At 61.6% G+C, this 25,685-nt stretch carries 25 protein-coding genes and 1 pseudogene; 16 read left to right on the forward strand and 10 right to left on the reverse strand.

Translation table 11 applies throughout. From position 1 onward, the window contains the following. Nucleotides 1-148: 148 nt before the first annotated feature. Entirely contained in the window at nt 149-796 is a 648-nt protein-coding gene (locus WH299_RS17390; RefSeq protein WP_339550876.1) for a pentapeptide repeat-containing protein, read from the forward strand. Here the strand turns inward: WH299_RS17390 and WH299_RS17395 are convergent. After that, complete coding sequence (locus WH299_RS17395; protein WP_323625415.1) at nt 793-1,419, reverse strand: response regulator transcription factor; 627 nt, start codon at nt 1,417-1,419, stop codon at nt 793-795. The genes WH299_RS17390 and WH299_RS17395 overlap by 4 nt on opposite strands. A gap of 154 nt (nt 1,420-1,573) precedes the next feature. Between WH299_RS17395 and WH299_RS17400 the strand changes: the two genes are divergently transcribed. Both WH299_RS17400 and WH299_RS17405 read left to right on the forward strand, forming a co-directional pair. After that, a complete protein-coding gene (locus WH299_RS17400; RefSeq protein ID WP_122729259.1) occupies nt 1,574-2,113 on the forward strand; it encodes a PQQ-dependent catabolism-associated CXXCW motif protein in 540 nt (179 codons plus the stop codon). A 27-nt stretch (nt 2,114-2,140) separates the two neighbouring features. After that, on the forward strand, nt 2,141-2,806 hold the full coding sequence (locus WH299_RS17405) for a response regulator transcription factor (protein ID WP_033899773.1): 666 nt from the start codon (nt 2,141-2,143) through the stop codon (nt 2,804-2,806). Nucleotides 2,807-2,825: 19 nt separating this feature from the next. On the opposite strand, the gene WH299_RS17410 is transcribed toward WH299_RS17405, so the two are convergent. From WH299_RS17410 to WH299_RS17430, 5 genes are all read right to left on the reverse strand, one after another. Then, the gene (locus WH299_RS17410) at nt 2,826-4,778 is read right to left on the reverse strand and encodes a PAS domain-containing hybrid sensor histidine kinase/response regulator (protein ID WP_445262713.1); all 1,953 of its coding nucleotides are present in this window, start codon (nt 4,776-4,778) and stop codon (nt 2,826-2,828) included. Further along, entirely contained in the window at nt 4,720-5,865 is a 1,146-nt protein-coding gene (nosP, locus tag WH299_RS17415; RefSeq protein ID WP_339550877.1) for a nitric oxide-sensing protein NosP, read from the reverse strand. Before nosP ends, WH299_RS17410 begins: the two co-directional genes overlap by 59 nt. 201 nt (nt 5,866-6,066) lie before the next feature. Continuing rightward, on the reverse strand, nt 6,067-6,879 hold the full coding sequence (locus tag WH299_RS17420; protein WP_339550878.1) for a sulfite exporter TauE/SafE family protein: 813 nt from the start codon (nt 6,877-6,879) through the stop codon (nt 6,067-6,069). Beyond that, nucleotides 6,880-8,124 carry an FAD/NAD(P)-binding oxidoreductase gene (locus WH299_RS17425; protein WP_339550879.1) on the reverse strand — a complete coding sequence of 415 codons (1,245 nt, stop codon included), beginning with the start codon at nt 8,122-8,124 and terminating at the stop codon, nt 6,880-6,882. Nucleotides 8,125-8,174: 50 nt separating this feature from the next. Beyond that, complete coding sequence (locus WH299_RS17430) at nt 8,175-8,510, reverse strand: ArsR/SmtB family transcription factor (RefSeq protein ID WP_005789341.1); 336 nt, start codon at nt 8,508-8,510, stop codon at nt 8,175-8,177. Nucleotides 8,511-8,604: 94 nt separating this feature from the next. Here WH299_RS17430 and WH299_RS17435 point away from each other — a divergent pair, with 94 nt between their 5' ends. Further along, nucleotides 8,605-9,468, forward strand: coding sequence for an MBL fold metallo-hydrolase (locus tag WH299_RS17435; RefSeq protein WP_339550880.1), 864 nt, complete (start codon nt 8,605-8,607; stop codon nt 9,466-9,468). Here the strand turns inward: WH299_RS17435 and bkdR are convergent. Next, the gene (bkdR, locus tag WH299_RS17440; protein WP_010209335.1) at nt 9,465-9,950 is read right to left on the reverse strand and encodes a Bkd operon transcriptional regulator BkdR; all 486 of its coding nucleotides are present in this window, start codon (nt 9,948-9,950) and stop codon (nt 9,465-9,467) included. The genes WH299_RS17435 and bkdR overlap by 4 nt on opposite strands. A 195-nt stretch (nt 9,951-10,145) precedes the next feature. Here bkdR and WH299_RS17445 point away from each other — a divergent pair, with 195 nt between their 5' ends. The 5 genes from WH299_RS17445 to WH299_RS17465 all read left to right on the forward strand — a co-directional run bounded on the left by WH299_RS17445 (nt 10,146) and on the right by WH299_RS17465 (nt 16,307). Beyond that, nucleotides 10,146-11,381, forward strand: coding sequence for a 3-methyl-2-oxobutanoate dehydrogenase (2-methylpropanoyl-transferring) subunit alpha (locus WH299_RS17445; protein WP_028616979.1), 1,236 nt, complete (start codon nt 10,146-10,148; stop codon nt 11,379-11,381). A 1-nt stretch (nt 11,382) separates the two neighbouring features. Further along, a complete protein-coding gene (locus WH299_RS17450; RefSeq protein WP_016978112.1) occupies nt 11,383-12,441 on the forward strand; it encodes an alpha-ketoacid dehydrogenase subunit beta in 1,059 nt (352 codons plus the stop codon). Further along, on the forward strand, nt 12,442-13,701 hold the full coding sequence (locus WH299_RS17455; RefSeq protein ID WP_339550881.1) for a dihydrolipoamide acetyltransferase family protein: 1,260 nt from the start codon (nt 12,442-12,444) through the stop codon (nt 13,699-13,701). Nucleotides 13,702-13,704: 3 nt separating this feature from the next. Continuing rightward, complete coding sequence (gene lpdA, locus WH299_RS17460; RefSeq protein WP_122729274.1) at nt 13,705-15,084, forward strand: dihydrolipoyl dehydrogenase; 1,380 nt, start codon at nt 13,705-13,707, stop codon at nt 15,082-15,084. A gap of 203 nt (nt 15,085-15,287) precedes the next feature. After that, complete coding sequence (locus WH299_RS17465; RefSeq protein WP_028616982.1) at nt 15,288-16,307, forward strand: branched-chain amino acid aminotransferase; 1,020 nt, start codon at nt 15,288-15,290, stop codon at nt 16,305-16,307. A gap of 42 nt (nt 16,308-16,349) precedes the next feature. Here WH299_RS17465 and WH299_RS17470 read toward each other — a convergent pair whose 3' ends face one another. Next, nucleotides 16,350-17,246, reverse strand: coding sequence for a GNAT family acetyltransferase (locus tag WH299_RS17470; protein ID WP_339550883.1), 897 nt, complete (start codon nt 17,244-17,246; stop codon nt 16,350-16,352). Between the two features lie 267 nt (nt 17,247-17,513). On the opposite strand from WH299_RS17470, the gene ctlX reads away from it, so the two are divergent. From ctlX to WH299_RS17505, 7 genes and pseudogenes are all read left to right on the forward strand, one after another. Next, a complete protein-coding gene (gene ctlX / locus WH299_RS17475; protein ID WP_339550885.1) occupies nt 17,514-18,440 on the forward strand; it encodes a citrulline utilization hydrolase CtlX in 927 nt (308 codons plus the stop codon). 16 nt (nt 18,441-18,456) lie between these two features. Then, nucleotides 18,457-19,504, forward strand: a pseudogene (locus tag WH299_RS17480) (ornithine cyclodeaminase). Between the two features lie 245 nt (nt 19,505-19,749). Next, entirely contained in the window at nt 19,750-20,529 is a 780-nt protein-coding gene (locus WH299_RS17485; RefSeq protein ID WP_028616986.1) for an ABC transporter substrate-binding protein, read from the forward strand. Between the two features lie 167 nt (nt 20,530-20,696). Next, entirely contained in the window at nt 20,697-21,398 is a 702-nt protein-coding gene (locus WH299_RS17490; RefSeq protein ID WP_122729282.1) for an ABC transporter permease, read from the forward strand. After that, nucleotides 21,395-22,108 carry an ABC transporter permease gene (locus WH299_RS17495; protein ID WP_028616988.1) on the forward strand — a complete coding sequence of 238 codons (714 nt, stop codon included), beginning with the start codon at nt 21,395-21,397 and terminating at the stop codon, nt 22,106-22,108. The genes WH299_RS17490 and WH299_RS17495 overlap by 4 nt, the downstream gene beginning before the upstream one ends. A 3-nt stretch (nt 22,109-22,111) precedes the next feature. Then, a complete protein-coding gene (locus tag WH299_RS17500; RefSeq protein WP_016974876.1) occupies nt 22,112-22,942 on the forward strand; it encodes an ABC transporter ATP-binding protein in 831 nt (276 codons plus the stop codon). 5 nt (nt 22,943-22,947) lie between these two features. Beyond that, the gene (locus tag WH299_RS17505) at nt 22,948-23,445 is read left to right on the forward strand and encodes an Lrp/AsnC family transcriptional regulator (protein ID WP_016974875.1); all 498 of its coding nucleotides are present in this window, start codon (nt 22,948-22,950) and stop codon (nt 23,443-23,445) included. Between the two features lie 124 nt (nt 23,446-23,569). Here the strand turns inward: WH299_RS17505 and WH299_RS17510 are convergent, their stop codons facing one another. Continuing rightward, entirely contained in the window at nt 23,570-24,403 is an 834-nt protein-coding gene (locus WH299_RS17510; RefSeq protein WP_339550887.1) for a TIGR03915 family putative DNA repair protein, read from the reverse strand. Then, nucleotides 24,400-25,620 (reverse strand): putative DNA modification/repair radical SAM protein, encoded by a 1,221-nt coding sequence (locus WH299_RS17515; protein WP_016974873.1) that lies wholly within the window; start codon nt 25,618-25,620, stop codon nt 24,400-24,402. Before WH299_RS17515 ends, WH299_RS17510 begins: the two co-directional genes overlap by 4 nt. Between the last annotated feature and the right edge of the window lie 65 nt (nt 25,621-25,685).

Genomic DNA, 25,685 nt, shown 5'->3' on the forward strand with positions numbered 1-25,685 from the left:
GTGTTTGCCTACGCGCCACGTCCCTAAAGACGAGACCCCTTTGTAGGAGCCGGGGGGGGGGGGGGGGGGGGGGGGGGTGGGGGGGGGGGGGGCCCCCCCCCCCCCCCACAACAAGCCCGCTCACCACAGGATCCCCAGAGGTCTCGCGATGAAATATCTGCCCTTATTAGTCCTGCTATGCCTGCCCCTGGCCCACGCCGACGACGGTGACGACGCCCCCCTGGTCATCAACGGTTGCACTCTTGCCGAGCACAGCCAATGCCCCGGCGCCAATCTCAAGGGCGCCAACCTGCGCAACCAGAACCTGAGCGGCATGAACCTGGCCGGTGCCGATCTGCGCGATGCCGACTTGCGCCACGCCAACCTGGACCTTGCCAACCTGGAAAAAGCCCAGTTGCAAGGCGCCAACCTGACCCGCGCCAGCCTGCAACAAGCCAACCTGCGCCTGGCCGACTTTACCGGCGCCACGCTGATGGCCGTGCAAGGCTGGGGGATGTTTGCCCAGGGCGCGCAATTTGAAAACGCCAACCTGAGCGCCGCCTACCTGCAATTTGCGCGGCTGTCGGGGGCAAAAATGCACAAAACCAACCTGCGTGCGGCCGACCTGGAAATGACTTGGCTGAGCAAGGCTGACCTGCAAGGCGCGGACCTCAGCGACGCCAACCTGCAAGAAGCCAAGTTCGGTGAAAGCAACCTGGAACAGGCCACCCTCAGCGGCAGCCGCCAGCATTACGCTAACTTTCAGGACGCGAATATGGAAGGCTGCAAGGACTGCCCCACCACTTGGGACCGTTAACCCGCCACCCGCACCACGCCCATGTCGATGCCCAGGTGCACCAGTTCGGCATGGGAACTCACCTGCAACTTGCTCTTGAGCAAGGTCAGGTGGTTGGACACGGTCTTGCTGCTGATACTCAGCTGCGCCGCAATCGAACGAGCCGGGGTGCCCTTGGCGAGCATCAGGAAAATCTCCAACTCGCGTTGGGTCATGCTTTGGAGGCGGCGATCGGTGGGGTGGTACGCCAGCTGGGTGGCCAGGTCCTGTTCGATATAGGTGTGGCCGTCAAGGATGCGCTCAACCGCTTCAAGCATCACCGCAGGCGAAGCGCTCTTGGTGAGATATCCCGAAGCGCCCGCGTCCAAAGCCTGGCGCACCAGGGGCAGCTCGGCATGCTGGCTGAAAAACAGCACGCGCAATTGCGGCAGGCGCTGACGCAGGCGCCGGGTGGTTTCCAGGCCACTGATACCTGGCAGGCCAAAGCCGATGATCACCAGGTTAGGCACCGCCTCATGCACCCGCGCCACGGCCTCTTCGCCACTGGCCGCTTCACGCACCTCCATACCCGGCAGGCCGCTGCGCAACAGGCCGGCATAGCCCAGGCGGACCACGGCGTGATCGTCGACCAACAGGATGTTCATAGCGCCTCCAATGGCAGTGCGTGCTGTGCATGCTAGAACCCAATGGCCTGCGGCGACCTACTACTTTGGTACTGGTTTACCTGTCTATCGTCGCATTCCCAAGGCAGCGGGACTCGCGTGTAATGGGCGCATAACGATAAGGATTGGACCCGCCATGCTGCCCGCTCGACTGCCCCTTGCGGCACTGTTGTGCCTGTTCATCAGCCACGTACAGGCCGACACCCCATTGTTTTCCGCCGAGGGCTACCGCACCAGCCTGTACCGAAGCCCTACGCCCGATCATCTGCCCGGCGCAACCATCGTCGACACCCCAGCGCTGCAAACCCTGCTCAACCAGACGCCCGCACCGGTACTCATCGATGTGTACCGCCGCCAATGGCTGCAAGGTCGCTTCATCGAAGACCAGCCCCACGCCAACCTGCCCGGCAGCCACTGGCTGGCCAATACCGGCGACGGCGACCTCACGCCGGAATGGCAGGGCTACTTCGTGCGGCATCTGTACAAGTTCACCGACGGCCAGCTGGCACGCCCGCTGGTGTTCTACTGCCGCTCCGATTGCTGGCTGAGTTGGAACGCGGTAAAACGAGCCGCCAGCCTGGGCTATACCTCTGTGTATTGGTATCGCGATGGCTTGGACGCATGGGAAGCGGCAAAACTGCCAGTGATGGCTGCGACACCCGAACCCTTTGAATAAAAAACCACAACAAGAAGGTGAACGGCCATGTACAAAATTCTGATTGCCGACGATCACCCGCTGTTTCGCGAGGCGATTCATAACGTCATCAGCGACGGTTTCCCAGGCAGCGACGTGATGGAAACCGCCGACCTGGACAGCGCCCTCGCCCTGACCCAGGAACACGACGACCTCGACCTGATCCTGCTGGACTTGAACATGCCCGGCATGCACGGCCTCAACGGGTTGATCAACCTGCGCAACGAGTCACCGACCATCCCGGTGGTGATCGTCTCGGCCGAGCAGGACAAGCAAATCGTGCTGCAAGCCATCACCTACGGCGCCGTGGGTTTCATTACCAAGTCATCACCGCGCCTGCAAATGACCGAGGCAATCCAGCAGATTCTCAACGGCAACGTGTACTTGCCGCCCGACATCATCCGCACCCAGAAAAACCCCGGGCAACGGCGCATGCACGACAGCCCGGGGTTTGCCCCGGAGCTGCTGCAGGCCCTCACGCGCAAACAGTTGCTGGTGCTGGAACGCATGACCAAAGGCGAGTCGAACAAGCAGATCGCCTATACCCTGGAGATTGCCGAGACCACGGTGAAGGCCCATGTTTCGGCGATTTTGCGCAAGTTGAATGTGCACAATCGGGTACAGGCGATACTCAGTGCCGGGGATATTGATTTCGGCTCGTACCTGCGGCGCTGAACTGTCTGATGCATGGCGATCAAATGTGGGAGGGGCGACTGAGCAAATGGCTCATCGCGGTCTTGAGCTTCATTGGCCGCACCGGTTTATGCATCAACGTATGCCCCAGCTCGCGAATCTGCAGCTTCAACTCGTTGCTGTAGTTGGCCGTGATCATCAACGCCGGCACCGCACGGCCTCGTCGGGCGTTGATCCGCGCCACCGCGTCCACGCCGTTCTGGTCGTCGTCTAGGTGATAATCGGCAATCAACAGGTCTGCCTCGGCATGGTAGTTGTCCACCTGCCGGGCCAGGTCCTGTTCCGACAGCGCGGTGATCACCCGGCAACCCCAGCCTTCGAGCAAGGTGCGCATGCCGGCGCAGATCGCCGCGTCGTTATCCAGCACCCACACCCGCGCGCCTTGCAGGCGTTCGAGCATCGGCTCGCTCATGCACGGGGCCGGCAATGACTTGGGTGCAGTGGCGCTCAACGGCACCTCGACCGAAAACATCGAGCCCTTGCCTGGCCAGGATTTGACGCTGATACGGTGGCCGAGGATGCCGGCGATCTTTTCCACGATGGCCAGGCCCAGGCCCAACCCGCGATCCTGGTCCGGACGCTGCACATCGCCGCGCTTGAACTCTTGGAAAATTTCCTCCAGTCGGTCTTCGGTAATGCCCATGCCGCTGTCCCACACCTGGATCGACAGGCGCTGATGCTGGCGCCTGCACCCCAACACCACGCGACCTTTGTAGGTGTAGCGAAGGGCATTGCTCAGCAGATTGCGCAGGATCCGCGCCAGCAACTGGATATCGCTGCGCACCAGCGCCGAGCACCCGACAAAGTGCAGTTCGAGCCCTTCGGCACGGGCCAGTTCGGTGTACTCGGCAGCCAGGTTTTCCAGCAGTTCACTCAGGGCAAACGGCGCGATATCCGCCTTGATCACCCCAGCATCCAGCTTGGAAATATCTACCAACGTACCCAGCAGGTTTTCCACGTCTTCCAGGGAGTTGCTCACATTGCGCACCAGGGTTTCGCTGGGGCGCTCCAGCAAGGCACTGGTGAACAACCGCGCCGCGTTCAGTGGTTGCAGCAGGTCATGGCTGACGGCGGCAAGGAATTTGGTCTTGGACAGGTTGGCCTGCTCGGCCTCCAGTTTGGCTTCGCGCAACCTTGTTTCCATGCGGCGGCGCTCGTCGATTTCCTTCAATAATTGGTCATTGAGCGAGGTGAGTTCCGACGTGCGCTGCGCCACGCGCTGCTCCAGGTGCTGATAGGCCTGGTGCAAGGCCTCGGCGGTGCGGCGGCGTTCGGTGATGTCGCGGATCAACACGAAGATCCCCACCACCTCGCCACTGGCCAACAGGTTCGGCACATAGGAGCGCAGCATGTAGCGCTCCTGGTTGTTGATGTTGGTTTCGGCAAATTCGAAGGTCACGCTCTCCCCCGCCAACGCGCGGGCGACGTAGGCGTCCAGACGCCGACAATGTTGCTCACTGTGCACTTCGCGCAGGCTCTGGCCGAGCATCATGCCACGCGGCCAGCAGTACCATTCCTCATAGACTTTATTGGTGAATTCGTAGACCAGATCAGCATTCAGGTAGCCGATCAGCGCCGGCACGTTGTCGGTGATCAGGCGGATCCAGCGTTCGCTTTCCTGGGCCTTCTGCGCGGCGGCTTGCTCGCCGCGCAGGGTTTCGGCGCGTAGCCGGGCATTGATCAGCAGGTGGTTGCTGGCCTTGAGTTCGGCCATCGCCTGGTTCAGCGCGTCGGTGCGCTCGCGCACTTGCTCGGCCAGCACCACCGAATGCTGGAAGGTGGTGTAGGGGTTGTTGCCCTGGGTCATGCCGGACTCGATGCGCTCGATCAGCGCCGCATTGATCCGCGCCAGCTTGTGGTTGTCCTGTTGCAGCCGGGCCAGTTGAGCGGACAGGTCAGCGCCGGCCTCGGGCAATGGCGACCCCGGTGAAGGTCTGGTTGATGTGCATGCCATTGAACTGTTCTCCGTAGGTGTTGAAGCCCATCACCCGATGGTCGCGCAAATACCCGCCGATCTGTTCCAGGTTGCCGGTGTCTTCCAGTTCCAGGCGGCGCAGGAAGCAATCGCAGCCGATGGTCAGCAACAGGTCGCCAAGGCGCGCTTGCAGGCCGTCGAACAGGGTTTCCAGATTGGGCAGGATCGGGCCAGGCTTCATGACGGTGAGCACGATGCCGTTTTCCACCGCGCAGTAGAAACTCAGGCTGAGGTCGGCGTGTACTTGCTGGATCGAGCGCATGTAGTACTGGTCGTGAATGCGCACCGCCAGCGGGTGGGCGGCGAAGACGCGATGGTCGAGGTCGGCCACTGCCACGCCGATATGCCGTGCGTACTCTTCGGCAGCGGGCTCGGCGTTGAGTTCGAAGACGCGGCGTGACGGGCTGTCGGCGCCGGTGACCACCAGCTTTTCCGTGCGCGGCAGGATGTGGTGCGTGGTGAACACCTCGAAATCCAACCAGGTATTGACCAGCACTACCACCGCCGCGCCACTGTGGAATACACCGTTGAAATACACGTGGGTGTGGGTGAGGAAGTTGTCGTCACCGGCCGAGCCGCCGAAGTGCGGGATATCCCCGAGGGCTGCACTGAGCGCGGCCAATACCATTTCTTCGCGGCTGGACAGGCCGTCAAGCAAGGTCAGGGCGAACGTGTTGCCCTTGATCGGCGCCAGGGTATTGCTACGGCAACCGCCCACCAGTCGCTCGACCATGTCCTGGGCGTTGATCAGGTTGAAATGCTCCACCTGGTCGATGAGTTCGGTGGCGATGGAAAAGTGCGCATGGTTGAAGCCGACTGCCGTGATGCAGTTGCGACCGTAGCCTTGGGGGGTGATCTCACCGGCGCTGGTGCAGCCGACCACTCGCACATTGCCGAAGCACTGTTGCAAGGCCTGGCCCAGGGCCTGTAGATCGTAGGACGCGGAGCAGAAAAACAGCACGAAACCCAGGTACGGATGCAGCAGTTGCCGCGCCAGCTCCTCGGCGGCCTGCCCGGCATCGGTGGCCTGGGACATGGCGCTGACTGCGCCTTCACTGTTGTGCATCGTTGCCTCCCCCCTCTGAAGCATCAGTGTACGAAGGGCCTGGGAATGGACCTATGCTACTTGGGTACTGGGTGGGGGATTCAATGGGATGAATTGCCACTGCCTCTGCAGGGGCCGGCTTGCCGCCAATCCGGCTCCTGCAAAGTGAGGGGTTACCAAGTGAGGACTGCCGGCAAATTCGATTTAGTCCAGGTCCGGCACTTAGGACGTAAGACCGGCCTTGACCAACATGCCAACGGCCACCAGTACACACAGGCTGGCAAACCCCACCTGCAAGGTGCGCGCAGGAATCACCGAACACAGGCGTCGACCGGCCAGCATGCCGACGATGCTCGCGCCGATAAACACCCAGCCCACCGATTCGATGCGTACACCGGCATGGAACGCGCCAGCCACACCGACCAAGGAGAGCAGGCTGATCACCATCAAGGAGGTGGCGACGATGCCGCGCATCTGCACATCGGTGAGTTGCTTGAACGCCGGCACGATCAGGAAGCCACCGCCCACACCGAGCAGGCCGGATACCGCACCGGTCACCGCGCCGAGGGCGGCCAGGGTCGCGCTGCATTTGGCGGTCCAGGCGAAGCGCCCGGTCTGCTGATCGAGCATGCAGTTCTTCTGGCCCCAGGACGCCGTGCCATGGTCACTCGGCCCGGTCTCACGTTTTTCACGCTGCAACATGCGCCAGGCCACCAACACCATCAAGCCACTGAACAGCCCCATCAGCAACGCTTCCGGCAGTTGGTGGGCGAGAAACACCCCCACCGGCGAGAACAACGCACCGAGCATGGCGATCAACAACGCGGCGCGGTAACGCACCAGGCCATGGCGCAAACCATCGACCGCTCCCACCGCCGCCGCCGCACCAACCGCAAGCAACGACACCGGCGCGGCCTGGGTCATGCTCAAGCCCAGGCCCAGCACCAGCGCCGGCACCCCAAGGATGCCGCCGCCCGCGCCGGTCAGGCCCATGACCAGGCCCATCAATAACCCCAACACACTGGCCAGCAGCATTCAGTCCACCTTGCTCAGTCGGGTCAGCCACTCGCGGCCCTTGAGCATGCCATTCCAGTAGAACCACGGCAGCAAGGTGGCCTTGAGGAACCACATCGAACGCCGCGCCTGGGTCGGGTCCAGGGGAAAGGTCGGCAGCAGCTTGCCGCCGTAGCCGAACTCGGCCAACACCACCTTGCCCTTCTCCACCGTCAATGGGCAGGAACCATAGCCATCGTATTTGAGCGGCAGCGGCGCCTGTTTGCGCAGGGCCAGCAGGTTTTCGGCGACCACCACGATCTGCTTGCGCACCGCCGCCGCGGTCTTGGCGTTGGTGGTGCCGCACACATCACCCAAGCCGAAGATGTGTGGGTAACGCAGGTGTTGCAGGCTGTGCGGGTTCACTTCGCACCAGCCGGCGGCGTCGGACAGCGGGCTTTGGCGGATGAAGTCCGGAGAGACCTGCGGTGGGACCACGTGCAGCAGGTCGAAGGATTTTTCTTCAACGCGGGCATTGCCTTCGGCGTCCTTCACTTCGAACCAGGCCTTACGCGCTGGGCCGTCGACTTTCACCAGGTTGGCGTTGAACGCCAGGCGGGCGTTGTACTTCTCCACGTATTTCATCAACGGCGGCACGAAGGTCGCCACGCCGAACAGCGCGGCACCGGCCAGGTTGAATTCGACGTCGATGTTTTTCAGCGCGCCCTGCTTGAGCCAGTGATCGCAGGACAAATACATGGCCTTTTGCGGCGCGCCTGCGCATTTGATCGGCATGGCTGGCTGGGTGAAGATCGCCTTGCCGCCCTTGAGTTGCTGCACCAGTTGCCAGGTGTAAGCGGCGTGCTGGTAGCTGTAGTTGGACGTGACGCCATGCTTGCCGAGGGTGTCTTGCAGGCCTTCGATCTTCTCCCAGGCCAGGCGCAGGCCGGGGCAGACGATCAGGTTTTGCCAGCTGACACGCTGGCCGCTGTCGAGGATCAGGGTCTGCTCGTCGGGCAGTACTTCGGTGACGGCGGCTTGCACCCAGGTAACGCCGTTGGGCAAGACATCAGCCAGCGGGCGGCGGGTCTTTTTCAGGTCATAGGCGCCGCCACCCACCAGGGTCCAGGCGGGCTGGTAGCAATGATGGTCGCTCGGTTCGATCAGGATGATATTCAGGTGCGGGTCGCGCTTGAGCAGGCTGGCCAGCAGGCCAATGCCCGCCGAGCCGCCGCCGATGACTACGATGTCGCCACTGATGGTTGGGCCCCAGTGTTGGTCGGTCATGGTCTATCGCCTTTGTCATACATGCACACAAGGGTCGCTGCCGGATGGCGTCACGCCCAGCTTTTTATGACCGCGCCGCAGTACAAGCCGGACAGGGTCTTCATTACTTGAATCACTTCGTGGCTGGCCAACCCGTAGAAGATGTATTTACCTTCCCGACGGGTGGCGACCAACCCTTCGTCACGCAGGATGCCCAACTGTTGAGACAGCGTGGGCTGACGCACGCCGGTCAGGGCTTCCAGTTCGCCGACATTGCGCTCGCCCTGGGTCAACTGGCACAGGATCAACAAACGATCCTCATTGGCCAGGGCCTTGAGCAAGGAGCAGGCCTTGGACGCCGATGCGCGCAACTGGGCGACTTCGCCCTCACTCAGAGTAGATTCCATTTGCCTCGGGTCCTTTTTGTCACTTAAGCTCAAAACATTATGTGAAAACGTAAACTGATTGTAACTACTTTTTTCTTCATCCGGGACAACCGCCATGCCAGCGCTGATCCAAGCCTTTCTGGACGAGGCATCGTCGACCTACACCTATGTGGTTTATGAAACCGATGGCGGCCCCTGTGCCATCGTCGATTCGGTGCTCAACTACGACCCGGCCTCGGGGCGCACCGACACCGCCCAGGCCGACAAGGTAATCCGCTTTGTGCGCGAGCATGGGCTGCAGGTGCAATGGCTGCTGGAAACCCACGCCCACGCCGATCACTTGTCTGCCGCGCCATACCTGCGCCGCGCGCTGGGTGGCAAGATCGCCATCGGGCAGTCGATCAGCAAAGTGCAGGGGGTGTTCAAGAACCTGTTCAACCTGGAGCCGGAATTTCGCGTGGATGGCTCGCAGTTCGATCACCTGTTTGCGCCGGATGAGGTGTTTCACATCGGCACGATCAAGGCCCAGGCCCTGCATGTGCCAGGGCATACCCCGGCGGACATGGCCTACCTGATCGACGACCGACTGATCCTGGTGGGTGACACGCTGTTCATGCCGGATGTCGGCACGGCGCGCTGTGATTTCCCTGGCGGCGATGCGCGGCAGTTGTATGCGTCGATGCGCAAGTTGCTGGGCTTTCCCCTGGAAACCGAGTTGTACGTCTGCCACGACTACCCGCCTGAAGGCCGTGAGGCAAAGTGCCGGACCACGGTGGCCGAGCAGCGTGCGGGAAATATCCATGTACATGATGGCGTGGATGAAGCCACGTTTGTCGAGATGCGCACCACGCGTGACGCAGGGCTGGGGATGCCGACGCTGTTGCTGCCGGCGATCCAGGTAAATGTGCGGGCGGGGAATATGCCGCCGGCGGAGGACAATGGTGTGGTGTACCTGAAGATTCCGGTCAACCACCTCTAACCCAGGTTGATGCCGTTGGCCGGTAGCGGCAACGCGGTTTTGTAGCGCACCTGCTTGAGGGCGAAGCTGGAGCGGATGTTGGCGACGCCCGGCACCTTGGTCAAAAAGTCCATCATGAAACGCTCCAGCGACTGGATTGTCGGCACCAGCACCCGGATCAGATAGTCCGGGTCACCGGCCATCAGGTAACACTCCATCACTTCTGGCCGGTCCGAGATCGCGCCTTCGAACTGCTGCAACGCCAACTCATTCTGCTTTTCCAGGCTGACGTGGATGAACACGTTGACGTGCAGCCCCAATAGATCGGCGTCGAGCAGCGTGACTTGGTCACGGATCAAGCCCAACTCCTCCATCGCCTTCACCCGGTTGAAACACGGCGTGGGCGACAGGTTCACCGAGCGGGCCAGGTCGGCGTTGGTGATGCGGGCGTTCTCCTGCAGGGCGTTGAGAATGCCAATATCGGTACGGTCCAGTTTGCGCATGAGACAAAATCACCTGTTTATTATGCTTATGCAGTTTTTTTATCCGCAAATGATCCCGAGCGCAATGAAACACAGATAAATATTCTTCTACGCCCCGCCTATGATTGTTGTAGGACAAGATTTCTCCTATCCGGAGACTGACTGTCAGCTAGCGCGCCCACTACAAGAAATTCACAAGATAGAGCGTAGAAAGCCATGACCCAGCAGTATGAACCACTGCGCCTGCACGTCCCTGAACCCTCGGGACGCCCAGGCTGCAAGACCGACTTCACGTACCTGCGCCTGACCGACGCGGGTCTAGTGCGCAAACCCGCCATCGACGTAGAACCCGCCGACACCGCCGACCTGGCCAAAGGCCTGATCCGCGTGCTCGACGACCAGGGCCAGGCCTTGGGGCCATGGGCCGAAGGTGTTCCCGTCGAGATCATGCGCCGCGGCATGCGCGCCATGCTCAAGACGCGGATCTTCGACAACCGCATGGTGGTCGCCCAACGTCAGAAAAAAATGTCGTTCTACATGCAAAGTCTCGGCGAAGAAGCCATCGGCAGTGCCCAGGCCCTGGCCTTGAACATCGACGACATGTGCTTCCCCACCTACCGCCAGCAAAGCATCCTGATGGCCCGCGAAGTGCCACTGGTGGACCTGATCTGCCAACTGCTGTCCAACGAGCGTGATCCGCTCAAGGGCCGTCAATTGCCCATCATGTACTCGGTCAAGGACGCCGGCTTCTTCACCATTTCCGGCAACCTCGCCACCCAATTCGTACAAGGCGTGGGCTGGGGCATGGCCTCGGCGATCAAGGGCGACACCAAGATTGCATCCGCCTGGATCGGCGACGGTGCCACCGCCGAATCCGACTTCCACACCGCCCTCACCTTTGCCCACGTGTACCGCGCGCCGGTGATCCTTAACGTGGTCAACAACCAGTGGGCCATCTCCACCTTCCAAGCCATCGCCGGCGGCGAAGCCACCACCTTTGCCGGACGCGGCGTGGGTTGTGGCATCGCCTCCCTGCGTGTGGACGGCAACGACTTCATCGCGGTGTACGCTGCTTCCGCCTGGGCTGCCGAGCGTGCGCGCCGCAACCTTGGTCCTACGCTGATCGAGTGGGTCACGTACCGCGCCGGCCCGCACTCCACTTCTGATGATCCGTCGAAATATCGCCCAGCCGACGACTGGAGCCACTTCCCCCTGGGCGACCCGATTGCCCGCCTCAAGCAGCACCTGATCAAGATTGGCCAGTGGTCCGAAGAGGAACACGCGGCGGTCAGTGCAGAACTTGAAGCCGAAGTGGTCAAGGCACAGAAAGAAGCCGAACAGTACGGCACCCTCGCCGGCGGCCAGATTCCAAGCGCCGCGACCATGTTCGAAGACGTCTACAAAGAGATGCCGGAGCATTTGAAGCGCCAGCGTCAAGAGTTGGGGATCTGACATGAACGATCACAACAACAGTATTGAAGTGGAAACCGCCATGACCACCACCACCATGACCATGATCCAGGCCCTGCGCTCGGCCATGGATGTGATGCTCGAACGAGACGACAACGTGGTGGTGTTTGGCCAGGACGTCGGTTATTTCGGCGGCGTGTTCCGCTGCACCGAAGGTTTGCAGACCAAATACGGCAGCTCGCGGGTATTTGATGCACCGATCTCCGAGAGCGGCATTATCGGCGTGGCCGTGGGCATGGGCGCCTATGGCCTGCGCCCGGTGGCCGAGATTCAGTTCGCCGACTACGTCTACCCCGCCACCGACCAGATCATCTCCGAAGCGGCGCGCCTGCGTTATCGCTCGGCCGGCCAGTTCACCGCGCCACTGACCATGCGCATGCCGTGCGGCGGTGGCATCTACGGCGGCCAGACCCACAGCCAGAGTATCGAAGCGGTGTTCACCCAGGTTTGCGGGTTGCGCACGGTGATGCCGTCGAACCCCTATGACGCCAAGGGCCTGCTGATCGCCTCCATCGAAAACGATGACCCGGTGATCTTCCTTGAGCCAAAACGCCTGTACAACGGCCCATTCGATGGCCATCACGACCGCCCGGTAACCCCGTGGTCGAAACACCCGCAAGCCCAGGTGCCGGACGGTTACTACACCGTGCCGCTGGACGTGGCCGCCATCGTGCGTCCGGGCTCGGCCGTTACCGTGCTGACCTACGGCACCACCGTGTATGTGTCGCAAGTTGCCGCCGAAGAAACCGGCATCGACGCCGAGGTCATCGACCTGCGCAGCCTGTGGCCGCTGGACCTGGAAACCATCGTCAAATCCGTGAAGAAGACCGGCCGTTGCGTGGTGGTGCATGAAGCCACCCGCACCTGCGGCTTTGGTGCCGAGTTGGTGTCACTGGTGCAAGAACACTGCTTCCACCACCTGGAAGCGCCGATCGAACGCGTCACCGGTTGGGACACCCCCTACCCGCACGCGCAAGAGTGGGCGTATTTCCCAGGGCCGTCCCGAGTGGGCGCGGCGTTGAAACGGGTCATGGAGGTCTGAATGGGCACGCACGTTATCAAGATGCCGGACATTGGCGAAGGCATCGCGGAAGTTGAACTGTCGGTGTGGCATGTAAAGGTCGGTGACATGGTCGTGGAAGACCAGGTGCTGGCGGATGTAATGACCGACAAGGCGATGGTGGACATTCCCTCGCCCGTGCACGGCAAGGTGATTTCCCTCGGCGGCGAGCCGGGTGAAGTCATGGCCGTGGGCAGTATTCTGATCAGCATTGAAGTGGAAGGTGCCGGCAACGCCAAGGAAGCGCCCGCCGTGAAGGAAACGCCGAAGGCCACCCCTGTGGTTGAGGCCAAGCCTGCGCCGGTTGCGGTTGAAAGCAAACCTGCACCGGTTATCGCAGCCCAGGCGCCTCTGGCACGTGAAGCCGACGATCGCCCGCTGGCCTCCCCGGCCGTGCGCAAACACGCAATGGACGCCGGGATTCAACTGCGTCTGGTCCAGGGCACTGGCCCGGCGGGCCGGATTCTGCACGAAGATTTGGAGGCTTTCTTGCTCCAGGGTCCGACGCAGAATAAAACCGCTGCCAACCCTTACGCCGAACGCCACACCGAAGAACAGATCCCGGTGATAGGCATGCGCCGCAAGATCGCCCAGCGCATGCAGGACGCCACCCGGCGCGCCGCACATTTCAGTTATGTGGAAGAGATCGACGTCACCGCCCTCGACGAGTTGCGCGTGCACCTCAACGAGAAACACGGCGCCACACGCGGCAAGCTGACCCTGCTGCCGTTCATCGTGCGCGCCATGGTGGTGGCACTGCGTGACTTCCCGCAGATCAACGCGCGTTACGACGACGAGGCCCAGGTCATCACCCGCCTCGGCGCCGTGCACGTGGGCGTCGCCACCCAGAGCGATGTTGGCTTGATGGTGCCGGTGGTGCGTCACGCCGAAGCCCGCAGCCTGTGGGGCAATGCCGAAGAAATCGCACGTTTGGCCACGGCTGCGCGCAATGGCAAGGCCAGCCGTGACGAGCTGTCGGGCTCGACTATCACCCTGACCAGCCTGGGTGCCTTGGGCGGCATCGTCAGCACACCGGTGCTGAACCTGCCGGAAGTGGCGATTGTTGGCGTCAACCGCATCGTGGAACGGCCGATGGTGATCAAGGGCCAGATCGTGGTGCGCAAGATGATGAACCTCTCCAGTTCCTTCGATCACCGCGTGGTCGATGGCATGGACGCGGCGCAATTCATCCAGGCCATTCGCGGCCTGCTCGAACAACCCGCCAGCCTGTTCCTGGAGTAAGGCATGACACAGACATTGAATACCACGCTGCTGATCATCGGCGGCGGCCCTGGCGGTTATGTGGCAGCGATCCGTGCCGGGCAACTGGGCATTCCGACCATCCTGGTAGAAGGCCAGGCGCTGGGCGGCACCTGCCTGAATATCGGCTGCATCCCATCCAAGGCCTTGATCCACGTGGCCGAGCAGTTCCAGCAAACCATCCACCACAGCCAGGGTTCGCAATTGGGCATCGAAGTGGATGTGCCGACCCTGGACATCCGCAAAAGCGTGGAATGGAAAGACGGCATTGTTGACCGCCTGACCACCGGCGTCGCCGCCTTGCTGAAGAAACACAAAGTGCAGGTGATCCACGGCTGGGCCAAGGTGGTGGACGGCAAGACCGTCGACGTCGGCGACCAGCGCATCCAGTGCGAACACTTGCTGCTGGCCACCGGCTCGAAAAGCGTCAACCTGCCGATGCTGCCGATTGGCGGGCCGATCATTTCGTCCACCGAAGCCCTTGCGCCGAAAAGCGTGCCCAAGCGCCTGATCGTGGTCGGTGGAGGTTACATCGGCCTGGAACTGGGCATCGCTTACCGCAAGCTCGGCGCCGACGTGAGTGTGGTCGAAGCACAGGATCGCATCCTGCCCGCCTATGACGCTGAGCTAACGCAGCCGGTGAACGAATCCCTCAAGCAACTGGGCGTGAAGCTGTACCTCAAGCACAGCGTCACGGGTTTTGCCGATGGCAGCCTGCAAGTACGCGACCCGAATGGCGACACCCTGTCGCTGGCAACCGATCAGGTGCTGGTTGCCGTTGGTCGCAAACCCAACACCCAGGGTTGGAACCTTGAGGCGCTGAACCTGGAGATGAACGGCGCGGCGATCAAGATCGACAGCCGCTGCCAGACCAGCATGCGCAACGTGTATGCCATCGGCGATCTGAGCGGCGAGCCAATGCTCGCGCACCGAGCGATGGCCCAGGGTGAAATGGTCGCCGAACTGATCAGCGGTCAATCCCGCGAATTCAACCCGGCCGCGATCCCGGCGGTGTGCTTTACCGACCCGGAACTGGTGGTGGTCGGCAAGACCCCGGACGACGCCAAGGCCGCCGGATTGGATTGCATCGTGTCGAGCTTCCCGTTCGCGGCCAATGGCCGGGCGATGACCCTGGAGTCCAAAACCGGCTTCGTGCGGGTAGTGGCGCGGCGTGACAACCACCTGATCGTCGGCTGGCAAGCCGTGGGGGTTGGTGTCTCGGAACTGTCCACCGCCTTTGGCCTGAGCCTGGAGATGGGTTCGCGCCTGGAAGACGTGGCGGGCACCATCCACGCCCATCCAACCTTGGGCGAAGCCGTACAGGAAGCCGCATTAAGAGCGTTGGGGCACGCGCTGCACCTGTAAAACCGAGGTGAGGCCATCGCGGGCAAGCCCGGCTCCCACAGTGGAATGCATTGCAAATGTGGGAGCTGGCTTGCCTGCGATAGCGGCGGATCAGCCAATACAGAGGCTGAATGGTCCGCCCACCCGCTCCCACACCGGCCAAGAATGAAGTATTGTTGCGCCCATCCAGAAAAAAACCGACTTGACCAACGATAGAGGGTGTCATGGGTAACGAAAGCATCAATTGGGACAAGCTGGGTTTTGACTACATCAAGACCGACAAGCGGTTTCTCCAGGTCTGGAAAAACGGCGAATGGCAAGAAGGCACCCTGACCGACGACAACGTGCTGCACATCAGCGAGGGCTCCACCGCCCTGCACTACGGCCAGCAATGCTTTGAAGGCCTCAAGGCCTATCGCTGCAAGGACGGTTCGATCAACCTGTTCCGCCCGGACCAGAACGCCGCCCGCATGCAGCGCAGCTGCGCCCGCCTGCTGATGCCGCATGTGCCGACCGACGTGTTCATCGACGCCTGCAAACAAGTGGTCAAGGCCAACGAGCACTTCATCCCGCCGTATGGCAGCGGCGGCGCGCTGTACCTGCGCCCGTTCGTGATCGGCACCGGTGACAACATCGGCGTACGTACCGCGCCGGAATTCATCTTCTCCGTGTTCTGCATCCCGGTCGGCGCCTACTTCAAAGGCGGCCTGGTGCCGCACAACTTCCAGATTTCCACCTTCGACCGCGCCGCGCCACAAGGCACCGGTGCCGCCAAGGTCGGTGGCAACTACGCCGCCAGCCTGATGCCAGGTTCCGAAGCGAAGAAATCCGGTTTTGCCGATGCGATCTACCTGGACCCGATGACCCATTCGAAAATCGAAGAAGTCGGCTCGGCCAACTTCTTCGGGATCACCCACGACAACCAGTTCATCACGCCGAAGTCGCCTTCGGTGCTGCCAGGCATCACCCGCCTGTCGCTGATCGAACTGGCCAAGACCCGCCTGGGCCTGGACGTGATCGAGGGCGAAGTGTTCATCGACAAGCTGGACCAGTTCAAGGAAGCCGGCGCCTGCGGTACGGCTGCGGTGATCTCGCCAATCGGCGGCATCCAGTACAACGGCAAGTTGCACGTGTTCCACAGCGAGACCGAAGTCGGCCCGATCACCCAAAAGCTCTACAAAGAGCTGACCGGTGTGCAGACCGGCGACGTTGAAGCGCCGGAAGGCTGGATCGTCAAGGTCTAACCCATAAACCCTGCAGGAGCCGGCTTGCCGGCTCCTACAGGTTTACGCGCAGTTCTTGGGGATGTTTTCGGCAATCTTCTTGCCCATGCTGATCCTCGGTTCCACTCCATACCCCAACGCCTCATAAAACCCCGCCACCGCGTCGTTGCCACTGGTGATCTGCAAGTTGATCTTCATGCAGCCCAGCGCCGTCAATGCCTGTTCCGCATGGCGCACCAGCGACGACCCCAGGCCATGCCGCCGATAGTCGGCGTGCACTGCCACCGAATACAGCCAGCCGCGATGTCCGTCATAGCCGGCCAGAATCGTCCCGATCACGGTTTTTTTGTCCATCGCGACGAAAAACAGCCCGTCGTTGACCGCCAGCTTTTTATCAATCGCCAGCGTCGGCAGGTTATGCGCCGTGTCATAGCCAAATGCTTCCTGCCATAACGCCACCACCTGCGCCCGGTGCGGGCGGTCGCGGTACGGCCCGATAGGGTGGCGGGACAGCAGCGCTTTTTCCATCACCAGCGTACGCTCGTTGCCGTGGTAGACGTCGCGCACAGTATGGAACCCCAGCTTGGCGTAGAACGGCTCGGCCGTCAGCGAAGACGGTACGCTCAGCACCGTCACTCCGGCTTCGCGGGCGCGTAGCTCAATCTCGATCATCAACAGCCGACCAATGCCCTGCCCTTGCAGCGCCGGGTTGACGAACACCGAGCGCACCACATTGCCGTCGAGGGCCGCAGTGGCGACGATTACCCGTTCCTGAACCGCCACCAGCACCACGCGACGCTTGAGCAGTTCCAGCACCGCCTCCGGCGTGAAGTTAGCGGCAACCCGCGCGATCACATCCGCCGGATAGTCCCGCGCATTGCTGCTGTGCAGTGCCGCCAGAATGACCTGGCTGATCCCCTCGGCATCAGCGGTTTGGGCCGTACGAACAGCGGTAGACATGCATTCTCCTTCCTGGTTCGGGTTTCGCGACCGCCCCCATACTAATGTAGGAGCTGGCTTGCCAGCGATAGCGGTCTGTCAGACCCAGCGCTATCGCTGGCAAGCCGGCTCCTACCATTTGATCGCATTTCAACCTCCACAGCCGATTCGGCTGCCATACCCCACTTTTCAGCTTTCCCGGCTGAGCCGCCCTCAGGTTTCAGCCGGGATTCATCGGCCATACCGCACAAAATAGCCCCACAGCTCACCCCATGGACCCGTGCACCCATGCAAACCACCAATACTGTCTTGATGATTCGCCCGGCGCGCTTTGCCTTCAACCCGGACACCGCGATCAACAACCGCTTCCAACGCCGCCCCCTCGACCCGCTCAGTGCACAGCAGAAAGCGCTGGAAGAATTCGACGGCTATGTCGATACCCTGCGCCAGCACGGCGTGGAAGTACTGGTGGTGCAGGACACCCCGGCACCTCACACCCCCGACTCGATCTTCCCCAACAACTGGTGGAGCAGCCACGCCGACGGCAGCCTGGTGCTGTACCCGATGGAAGGCCAGAACCGACGACTGGAGCGCAACAAAGGCGTGCTGCAAGTGTTGGAACAACGATTTACGGTCAAGGACACCATCGACCTCAGCCACCTCGAACAACAGAACATCTTCCTCGAAGGCACCGGCAGCATGGTGCTCGACCGCCAGCACCGCATCAGCTACGCCTGCCACTCCGGGCGCACCCATCACGACGCGCTGCGCCAGTTCGCCGAACGCCTCGACTACCAGCTCTGCGTGTTTCACGCCGTCGACCGCCATCACGCGCCGATCTACCACAGCAACGTGATGATGAGCGTCGGCCGCGACCTCTCGGTGGTGTGCCTGCAAGCCCTGCCCGACGCCAGCGAACGCCAGGCCCTGGAAAGCTCTCTGCGCGATACCGGCAAAGACATCCTCACCCTCGACTTCGACCAATTGGAAGCCTTCGCCGGCAACATGCTTGAAGTGCATGACCGCGACGGCCAGCCGCTGCTGGTGATGTCGGCCAGCGCCTGGGGCGCCCTGCAACCCGCCCAGCGCCAGCACGTGGAGCGCCATACGCGCCCGGTGGTGGTGAACATCGACAACATCGAACGCATCGGCGGCGGCAGTGCCCGCTGCATGCTGGCGGAAGTGCACCTGCCCGCCCGCGCCACCGTCCAATAACTCAAGGAGTCTTGCCATGACCCGCTATATCGACGTCAACGATCTCTGCTACCTGGTCTCGCAAAAAGGCCTGCAAACCTGCATCACCGAGATGGCCGAGTACATCCGTGCCGACTACCTGCGCTGGCAGGATTTCGAAAAATGCGCGCGCCTGGCCAACCACTCGCCGGACGGCGTGATCGAGCTGATGCCAGTCTCCGACGCGTCGTTGTACGCGTTCAAATACGTCAACGGTCATCCGAAAAACACCCTGGCCGGCATGCTCACCGTGATGGCCTTCGGCGCCTTGGGGGATGTAGACACTGGCCTGCCCGTGCTGCTGGCGGAAATGACCCTGACCACCGCAATTCGCACTGCCGCCACCTCGGCGCTGGTCGCCCGCTACCTGGCCCGCGACAACAGCCGCAGCATGGCTGCTGATCGGCAACGGCTCGCAAAGCGAATTCCAGGCCCTGGCCTTCCACGCCATGCTCGGCATCAATGAGATCCGCCTGTTCGATATCGACGCCAAAGCCACCGCCAAGCTGGCGGCCAACCTCAAGGCGTTCCCGGCGATCAAGGTGATCCTGGCAGCCAGCGTCGCCGAAGCGGTGAAAGGCGCCGACATCGTCACCACCGTCACGGCCGACAAGGCCTACGCCACCATCCTGACGGACGAGATGATCGAGCCCGGCATGCACCTCAACGCCGTCGGCGGCGACTGCCCCGGTAAGACTGAACTGGACCGACGTATCGTCGAGCGCGCCCGCGTGATCGTCGAGTACGAACCGCAAAGCCGTATCGAAGGCGAAATCCAGCACATGCCGGAAAATTCGCCGGTCACCGAACTGTGGCAAGTGATCAACGGCCAGCAGCCCGGCCGCGAAAATGCGCGCCAGGTCACCCTGTTCGATTCGGTAGGTTTTGCCATCGAAGACTACTCGGCCCTGCGCTATGTGCTGGACGTGGCCAAGGCACTGGATGTAGGCAGCGACCTGGAGCTGGTACCGGACCTGGCCGACCCGAAAGACCTGTTCGCACGCCTGGCCCAACAACCACGCGTACAGCAGAAAAAGCGCGCCTGAAAACGCTCTGGCCTGCCGCTTTGCGTCGAGGGCGGGCCAGATTCACCTTGGTGAAAAGCCGATTCAGCGGGTGCCTCAGCCGATTCCGCTGCATTGCACGTTTTAACAGCGTAATTCGCGCTTTGTGGGAGGGGTAAACGACACAAAAAACGCACCACCATGAAGCATTCTCTCCCTCCAACAAAAACTATTTGTTTCAATTTAAAGACTGCCCTGACATCAATTACAAAATATAGGGACTCCACATGACTCCACTGCGATCACTCTTCGCCGCGTTGCTGTTGCCACTCTGCGCCACCGCCGCCCACGCTCAGGACTGGAAGGAAATCCGCTTCGGCGTATTCCCCGAGTATCCCCCCTTCGAATCCGTCGCCGCCGACGGCAGCCTGCAAGGCTTCGATATCGAGTTGGGCAACGCGATCTGTGCCAAGCTGGAAGTGAAATGCACCTGGGTTCACAACGAATTCGACGGCATGATCCCGGCCCTGCGCGCACGCAAGTTCGACGCAATCATGTCCTCCATGGCCGTGACCCCGGCCCGCGAAAAGATCATCGACTTCAGTGATCGTCTGTTCCTCAGCCCGACCTCCGTGATCACGCGCAAGAGCGCCGACTTCGGCGACACGCCGGAATCTCTGAAGGGCAAGCAAGTCGGCGTGCTGCAAGGCTCGCTGCAAGAAGCCTATGCCCGGGCGCATCTGGCCAAACTCGGCGCGCAGATCAAGGCGTATCAGTCCCAGGACCAGAACTACGCCGACCTGCAGAACGGCCGACTCGACGCGACCCTGACCGACAAGCTCGAAGCCCAGCTCAACTTCCTGTCCAAGCCCGAAGGCGCCGACTTCAAGACCGGCCCGGCCTTCAAGGACCCGACACTGCCCCTGGACATCGCCATGGGCCTGCGCAAGAACGATCAGGAGCTGCGCGCGCTGATCAACAAGGGCATCGCCGCCGTACAGGCCGATGGCACCTACGCACAGATCCAGAAGAAGTACTTCGGCGATCAGGACATCTACAACGAGTGACGCCCTCACCTCCCTGTGGAAACTTGCTTGTGTGGGAGGGGGCTTGCCCCCGATTGCAGTGGGTCAGTCAACTGATTTGGCACTGATACACCTCTATCGGGGGCAAGCCCCCACCCACAAAAGGCAGCGTTCACAGTCAATCTCTGTGCTCCATCGAGATCATTTCCATGAATGAATTCCTCAACTTGCAGGGCTACGGCCCGATGCTCGCCCAGGGTGCGTGGATGACGCTCAAACTGTCATTCCTCGCCTTGGCCCTCAGCCTTGCCCTGGGCCTGATTGCCGCCGGCGCCAAGCTTTCCAGCGCCAAATGGCTGCGCGTGCCGGCCACGCTCTACACCACCTTGATTCGCAGCGTGCCGGACCTGGTGCTGATCCTGCTGATCTTCTACAGCCTGCAACTGTGGCTCAACGACCTGAGCGAAGTGTTCGGCTGGGATTACTTCGAAATCGATCCGTTTACCGCCGGGGTGATTACCCTGGGTTTTATCTACGGCGCGTACTTCACCGAGAATTTCCGCGGCGCGATCCTCAGCGTGCCGGTGGGCCAACTGGAAGCGGCGACCGCTTATGGCCTGAGCCGCTGGCAGCGCTTTCACCTGGTGCTGTTCCCGCAACTGATGCGCTTTGCCCTGCCGGGCCTGGGCAATAACTGGCTGGTGCTGCTCAAGTCCACGGCGCTGGTGTCGATCATCGGCCTGTCGGACCTGGTCAAGGCCGCGCAGAACGCCGGCAAGACGACCAACGAGCCACTGTATTTCCTGATCCTCGCCGGCCTGGTGTACCTGGTGATCACCACCCTCTCCAACCGCATCTTCAAGCGCCTCGAACGGCGCTACAACCTCGGCATCAAAGGGATGGCGCGATGATCGAACTGTTCCAGCAATATGGACTGGCCTATCTGTTCAGCGATGGCACAGGATTGTCCGGCGTAGCGATGACGTTGTGGTTGTTCATCATCTCTGTCGTGTTCGGTTTTTTCCTATCGATACCGTTGGCACTCGCGCGGGTTTCCGAGCACGTCTGGCTGCGCTGGCCGGTGGAGGTCTACACCTACCTGTTTCGCGGCACGCCGCTGTATATCCAACTGCTGATTTGCTACACCGGGCTGTACAGCCTGGAAGTGGTGCAGGACAACGCCCTGCTCAACCAGTTTTTCCGCAACGCGCTGAACTGCACGCTGCTGGCCTTTGTGCTCAACACCTGCGCCTACACCGTGGAAATCTTTGCCGGGGCGATCCGCAATATTCCCCATGGTGAAATCGAAGCGGCCCGTGCGTATGGCCTGCACGGCTGGCGTCTCAACCTGTTCGTGGTGGTGCCCGCCGCACTGCGCCGCGCATTGCCGGCCTACAGCAACGAAATGATCCTGATGCTGCACGCCACCTCCCTGGCGTTTACCGCCACCGTGGCTGACATCCTCAAGGTGGCCCGCGACGCCAATGCCGAGACGTTCCTGACGTTCCAGGCGTTCGGCATCGCTGCCCTGCTCTACATGCTGCTGTCCTTTGCACTGGTGGGCCTGTTCCGACTGGCCGAACGTCGCTGGATGCGTTTTCTTGTTCCTACCCGAGGCTAACCCATGAATCAGTCCGCGCAGGCCCTGGCCGCTTATCCCGTTGATGAACCCGTTGCCAAACCCGCCACCGCCGCCATCAAGCTACAAGTCGAAGGCATCCACAAACGCTACGGCGAACATGAAGTGCTCAAGGGGGTTTCCCTGAATGCGCGCCATGGCGACGTGATCAGCCTGATCGGCGCCAGCGGGTCCGGCAAAAGCACAATGCTGCGCTGCATCAATTTCCTCGAACAGCCGGACGCCGGGGTGATCACTCTGGACGGCATCAGCATCGAAATGCGCCAGGGCCGCGCCGGCACCCGTGCGCCGCATCAAGATCAATTGCAGAACCTGCGCACGCGCCTGGCCATGGTGTTCCAGCACTTCAACCTGTGGAGCCACATGACCGTGCTGGAAAACATCACCATGGCCCCGCGCCGGGTGTTGGGCGTGAGCGCCGCCGAAGCGGAAAAACGCGCACGGATGTATTTGGACAAGGTCGGCCTGCCGGGCCGCGTGGCGGATCAATACCCGGCGTTCCTCTCCGGTGGCCAACAACAGCGCGTGGCGATTGCCCGGGCGCTGGCGATGGAGCCGGAGATCATCCTGTTCGATGAGCCGACGTCCGCGCTGGACCCCGAACTTGTAGGAGAAGTCCTCAAAGTCATACAGACGTTGGCCGAGGAAGGCCGTACCATGCTGATGGTCACCCACGAAATGGGCTTTGCCCGCCAGGTGTCCAGCCAAGTGCTGTTCTTGCACCAGGGCCGGGTCGAGGAACACGGCGACGCCAGGATCCTCGACCACCCCAATAGCGAACGCTTGCAGCAATTTCTTTCCAACCGTTTGAAGTGAAACCCATGGATACCAAGGCCAACGGACCCCATTCCTCCCCCGCGCTGGACCGCATCGATGAAGCCATCATCGAAGTCCTACGCCACCAGGGGCGTATCACCTACGAAAAGCTCTCGTCGCTGGTGCACCTCACGCCCAGGCCCTGCCTGGAACGGGTGCGCAAGCTGGAGCGGCGCGGGGTGATCCGTGGGTATGGGGCGATCATTGATGTGCAGATGGTGTCGCCTGGGTTGTCGTTGCTGGTGCTGGTGGCCTTGTCGAACCAGAGCGGGCGCTCGGCGCAGAAGGCTTTTGAAGCCTGTGTGAAGGCCTGCCCGCAAGTGTTCGAATGCCAGTTGATCAGCGGCCCGTTTGACTACAGCCTGCGCATGCGCTGCCGGGACATGGAGCATTACCGGGTGCTGACGGAGACCTGGTTGAACAATGACGAGTTGCACATCGATAAGTTGGTGGCGCATCCGGAGTTGGCGGTGGTCAAGAACACCGCCACCGAACTGGCCTGAGCCCCAATTTCACCAAACACTGCATAACCCCTGTGGGAGCGGGCTTGCTCGCGAATGTGGAGTGTCAGTCACTTAATTTGTCACTGATACACCGCATTCGCGAGCAAGCCCGCTCCCACATTTTTTAACCGTGCCCACTTAGTATTTTCTTGCCAGGCTTGACCCCAATCATCTTCGCCTGCCCATCCTTCTGCTTCCCCGTCCGCGCTTCGCTGATCAACCCCGGTATCAACTTGCCCTCCGGCAGATTCTTCCAGAACCGGCTGGGCAAATGCCCTTCCATCACCTTGGGGTTCAACCGCGCCGGATTGAAGATGTGGCTGTAGTAGGTCAGCCACATCGCACTGTGGGGGTCTTCGACATTCTGCGCCAATTGCCGCCATGCCTCGGGACACTCGCGCTGATGGATCAACTGCTCACCGTCGTAATACACCCCGTCCAACGGCGTGGCGATCATCCAGCGATGCCGCCCCATGCGCCCGATGAAATGCTGGCTGGCCGATTTCAGGATGTCGTGGGCAGGCTCATGCCAGGCCACGTACTCGGGCAATTGCGGCCCGGCCTCGGCGGGTAACGCGATAAACCGCACAAACGCATGCAGGTGGTGCGCCTCACGACTGACCTGCTTGATCCGCCGTTGCAACTCACTGCCCAGCTTGTCCCCCGCCAGCATTGCCGTGCGGTCACCATGACTGACGCGCCACAACACTTCGTACAACAAGCTCCAGCGCTGTTCGCCGTGGTAACAGGCGGCCGACTCCAGCAACTCCAACAGGGCCTTGGGTACCCGCGTCTGGTAAGGCCCCAAGCCTTCGGGAACCGGTTCGTCGGTGGCAAACAGGTCCGCCACCTCGGCCTCGCCCCAGCTCACCTGGCTAGGGTCGACCTGATGGCTTAGCAGCCAGCGCGCCTGCTCGCGCCAGGTGCTGAACAGGTTTTTGCATTCCAGGCTGATCATCCCCACAGCCCCATTTGCTGCGGTTGCGGACGGTCACGCAGTTGTTCGCGCAGCAACACGCTGGTGCTGTCGGCCTGTTGCGGATGGTAGTCGCTGGTGATGAAAAACGGCTTGGCCTTGGCCAGCACGCAGCGCATGCGCGCCAGGTCTTCGAAGCGGATCTTGCGCTCGCGGCGCAGATCCACCAGCCGCTGGGTGGTGCGCAGGCCGATGCCTGGGATACGCGCGATCAAGGTCGGCTCGGCGCGGTTCAGGTCCAGGGGGAACACCTCACGGTTTTCCAGGGCCCAGGCCAACTTGGGGTCGATATCCAGCGCCAGGTGGCCGGGACCTTTGAACAGTTCATTGGCGTTGAACCCATAGCTGCGCAGCAGGAAATCGGCCTGGTACAAGCGATGCTCACGCATTAACGGAGGCGCAGCCAGGGGCACGCTTTTCGGGCTGTTGGGGATGGGGCTGAACGCCGAGTAATACACGCGGCGCAGCTTGAAGTTGCCGTACAACGCCTCGGCACCGTGGAGGATGGTGCTGTCATCGGTGTCATCCGCGCCGACGATCAGTTGCGTGCTCTGCCCGGCCGGGGCAAAACGCGGCGCGCGCGGCTCGTTGCGGACCGTCTGCTCGCCGGTATAGATGGTCTGCATGGCCTGCTTGATCGACACGATCTTTTTTTCTGGCGCCAGGGTCTGCAGGCTGGCCTCGGTCGGCAATTCGATGTTCACGCTCAGGCGATCGGCATACTTTCCGGCTTCGGCGATCAGCGCCGGGTCGGCATCGGGAATGGTCTTGAGATGGATATAGCCGCGAAAGTCATGCTCTTCGCGCAGCAATTTGGCGACCCGCACCAACTGCTCCATGGTGTAGTCGGACGAACGGATGATGCCGGAACTGAGAAACAGCCCGCTGACGCAATTGCGTCGGTAGAAATCCAGGGTCAGGGTGACCACCTCCTCCGGGCTGAAACGCGCGCGGGGCACGTCGCTGGAGCGGCGGTTGACGCAGTACTGGCAGTCGTAAAGACAGAAGTTGGTGAGCAACACCTTGAGCAGCGACACACATCGCCCGTCCGGCGTGTAGCTGTGGCAGATGCCCATGCCATCGGTAGACCCCAGCCCCGCCTTGCCTTCGGAGCTGCGCTTGGGTGCGCCACTGCTGGCGCAGGACGCATCGTACTTGGCGGCGTCGGCGAGAATACTGAGTTTTTCGATCAACTGCATGGAGGGTTACCAGTACTGGTTTTTTGTACAGTATCAGCCAACCCTCCAGGTCACAAGTGCAGCCT

The sequence above is a fragment of the Pseudomonas sp. MYb541 genome (genome assembly GCF_037479595.1).
GTDB lineage: Bacteria > Pseudomonadota > Gammaproteobacteria > Pseudomonadales > Pseudomonadaceae > Aquipseudomonas > Aquipseudomonas canadensis.

Coding starts and splice junctions, on each gene's coding strand:
- WH299_RS17400 (WP_122729259.1), top strand. CDS start 1,574: ATGCTGCCCGCTCGACTGCCCCTTGCGGCACTGTTGTGCCTGTTCATC.
- WH299_RS17405 (WP_033899773.1), top strand. CDS start 2,141: ATGTACAAAATTCTGATTGCCGACGATCACCCGCTGTTTCGCGAGGCG.
- WH299_RS17430 (WP_005789341.1), bottom strand. CDS start 8,510: ATGGAATCTACTCTGAGTGAGGGCGAAGTCGCCCAGTTGCGCGCATCG.
- bkdR (WP_010209335.1), bottom strand. CDS start 9,950: ATGCGCAAACTGGACCGTACCGATATTGGCATTCTCAACGCCCTGCAG.
- ctlX (WP_339550885.1), top strand. CDS start 17,514: ATGCAAACCACCAATACTGTCTTGATGATTCGCCCGGCGCGCTTTGCC.
- WH299_RS17420 (WP_339550878.1), bottom strand. CDS start 6,879: ATGCTGCTGGCCAGTGTGTTGGGGTTATTGATGGGCCTGGTCATGGGC.
- WH299_RS17485 (WP_028616986.1), top strand. CDS start 19,750: ATGACTCCACTGCGATCACTCTTCGCCGCGTTGCTGTTGCCACTCTGC.
- WH299_RS17390 (WP_339550876.1), top strand. CDS start 149: ATGAAATATCTGCCCTTATTAGTCCTGCTATGCCTGCCCCTGGCCCAC.
- WH299_RS17490 (WP_122729282.1), top strand. CDS start 20,697: ATGAATGAATTCCTCAACTTGCAGGGCTACGGCCCGATGCTCGCCCAG.
- nosP (WP_339550877.1), bottom strand. CDS start 5,865: ATGCACAACAGTGAAGGCGCAGTCAGCGCCATGTCCCAGGCCACCGAT.
- WH299_RS17465 (WP_028616982.1), top strand. CDS start 15,288: ATGGGTAACGAAAGCATCAATTGGGACAAGCTGGGTTTTGACTACATC.
- WH299_RS17500 (WP_016974876.1), top strand. CDS start 22,112: ATGAATCAGTCCGCGCAGGCCCTGGCCGCTTATCCCGTTGATGAACCC.
- WH299_RS17445 (WP_028616979.1), top strand. CDS start 10,146: ATGACCCAGCAGTATGAACCACTGCGCCTGCACGTCCCTGAACCCTCG.
- WH299_RS17470 (WP_339550883.1), bottom strand. CDS start 17,246: ATGTCTACCGCTGTTCGTACGGCCCAAACCGCTGATGCCGAGGGGATC.
- WH299_RS17510 (WP_339550887.1), bottom strand. CDS start 24,403: ATGATCAGCCTGGAATGCAAAAACCTGTTCAGCACCTGGCGCGAGCAG.
- WH299_RS17450 (WP_016978112.1), top strand. CDS start 11,383: ATGAACGATCACAACAACAGTATTGAAGTGGAAACCGCCATGACCACC.
- WH299_RS17505 (WP_016974875.1), top strand. CDS start 22,948: ATGGATACCAAGGCCAACGGACCCCATTCCTCCCCCGCGCTGGACCGC.
- WH299_RS17455 (WP_339550881.1), top strand. CDS start 12,442: ATGGGCACGCACGTTATCAAGATGCCGGACATTGGCGAAGGCATCGCG.
- WH299_RS17515 (WP_016974873.1), bottom strand. CDS start 25,620: ATGCAGTTGATCGAAAAACTCAGTATTCTCGCCGACGCCGCCAAGTAC.
- WH299_RS17495 (WP_028616988.1), top strand. CDS start 21,395: ATGATCGAACTGTTCCAGCAATATGGACTGGCCTATCTGTTCAGCGAT.
- WH299_RS17435 (WP_339550880.1), top strand. CDS start 8,605: ATGCCAGCGCTGATCCAAGCCTTTCTGGACGAGGCATCGTCGACCTAC.
- WH299_RS17425 (WP_339550879.1), bottom strand. CDS start 8,124: ATGACCGACCAACACTGGGGCCCAACCATCAGTGGCGACATCGTAGTC.
- WH299_RS17410 (WP_445262713.1), bottom strand. CDS start 4,778: ATGGCATGCACATCAACCAGACCTTCACCGGGGTCGCCATTGCCCGAG.
- WH299_RS17395 (WP_323625415.1), bottom strand. CDS start 1,419: ATGAACATCCTGTTGGTCGACGATCACGCCGTGGTCCGCCTGGGCTAT.
- lpdA (WP_122729274.1), top strand. CDS start 13,705: ATGACACAGACATTGAATACCACGCTGCTGATCATCGGCGGCGGCCCT.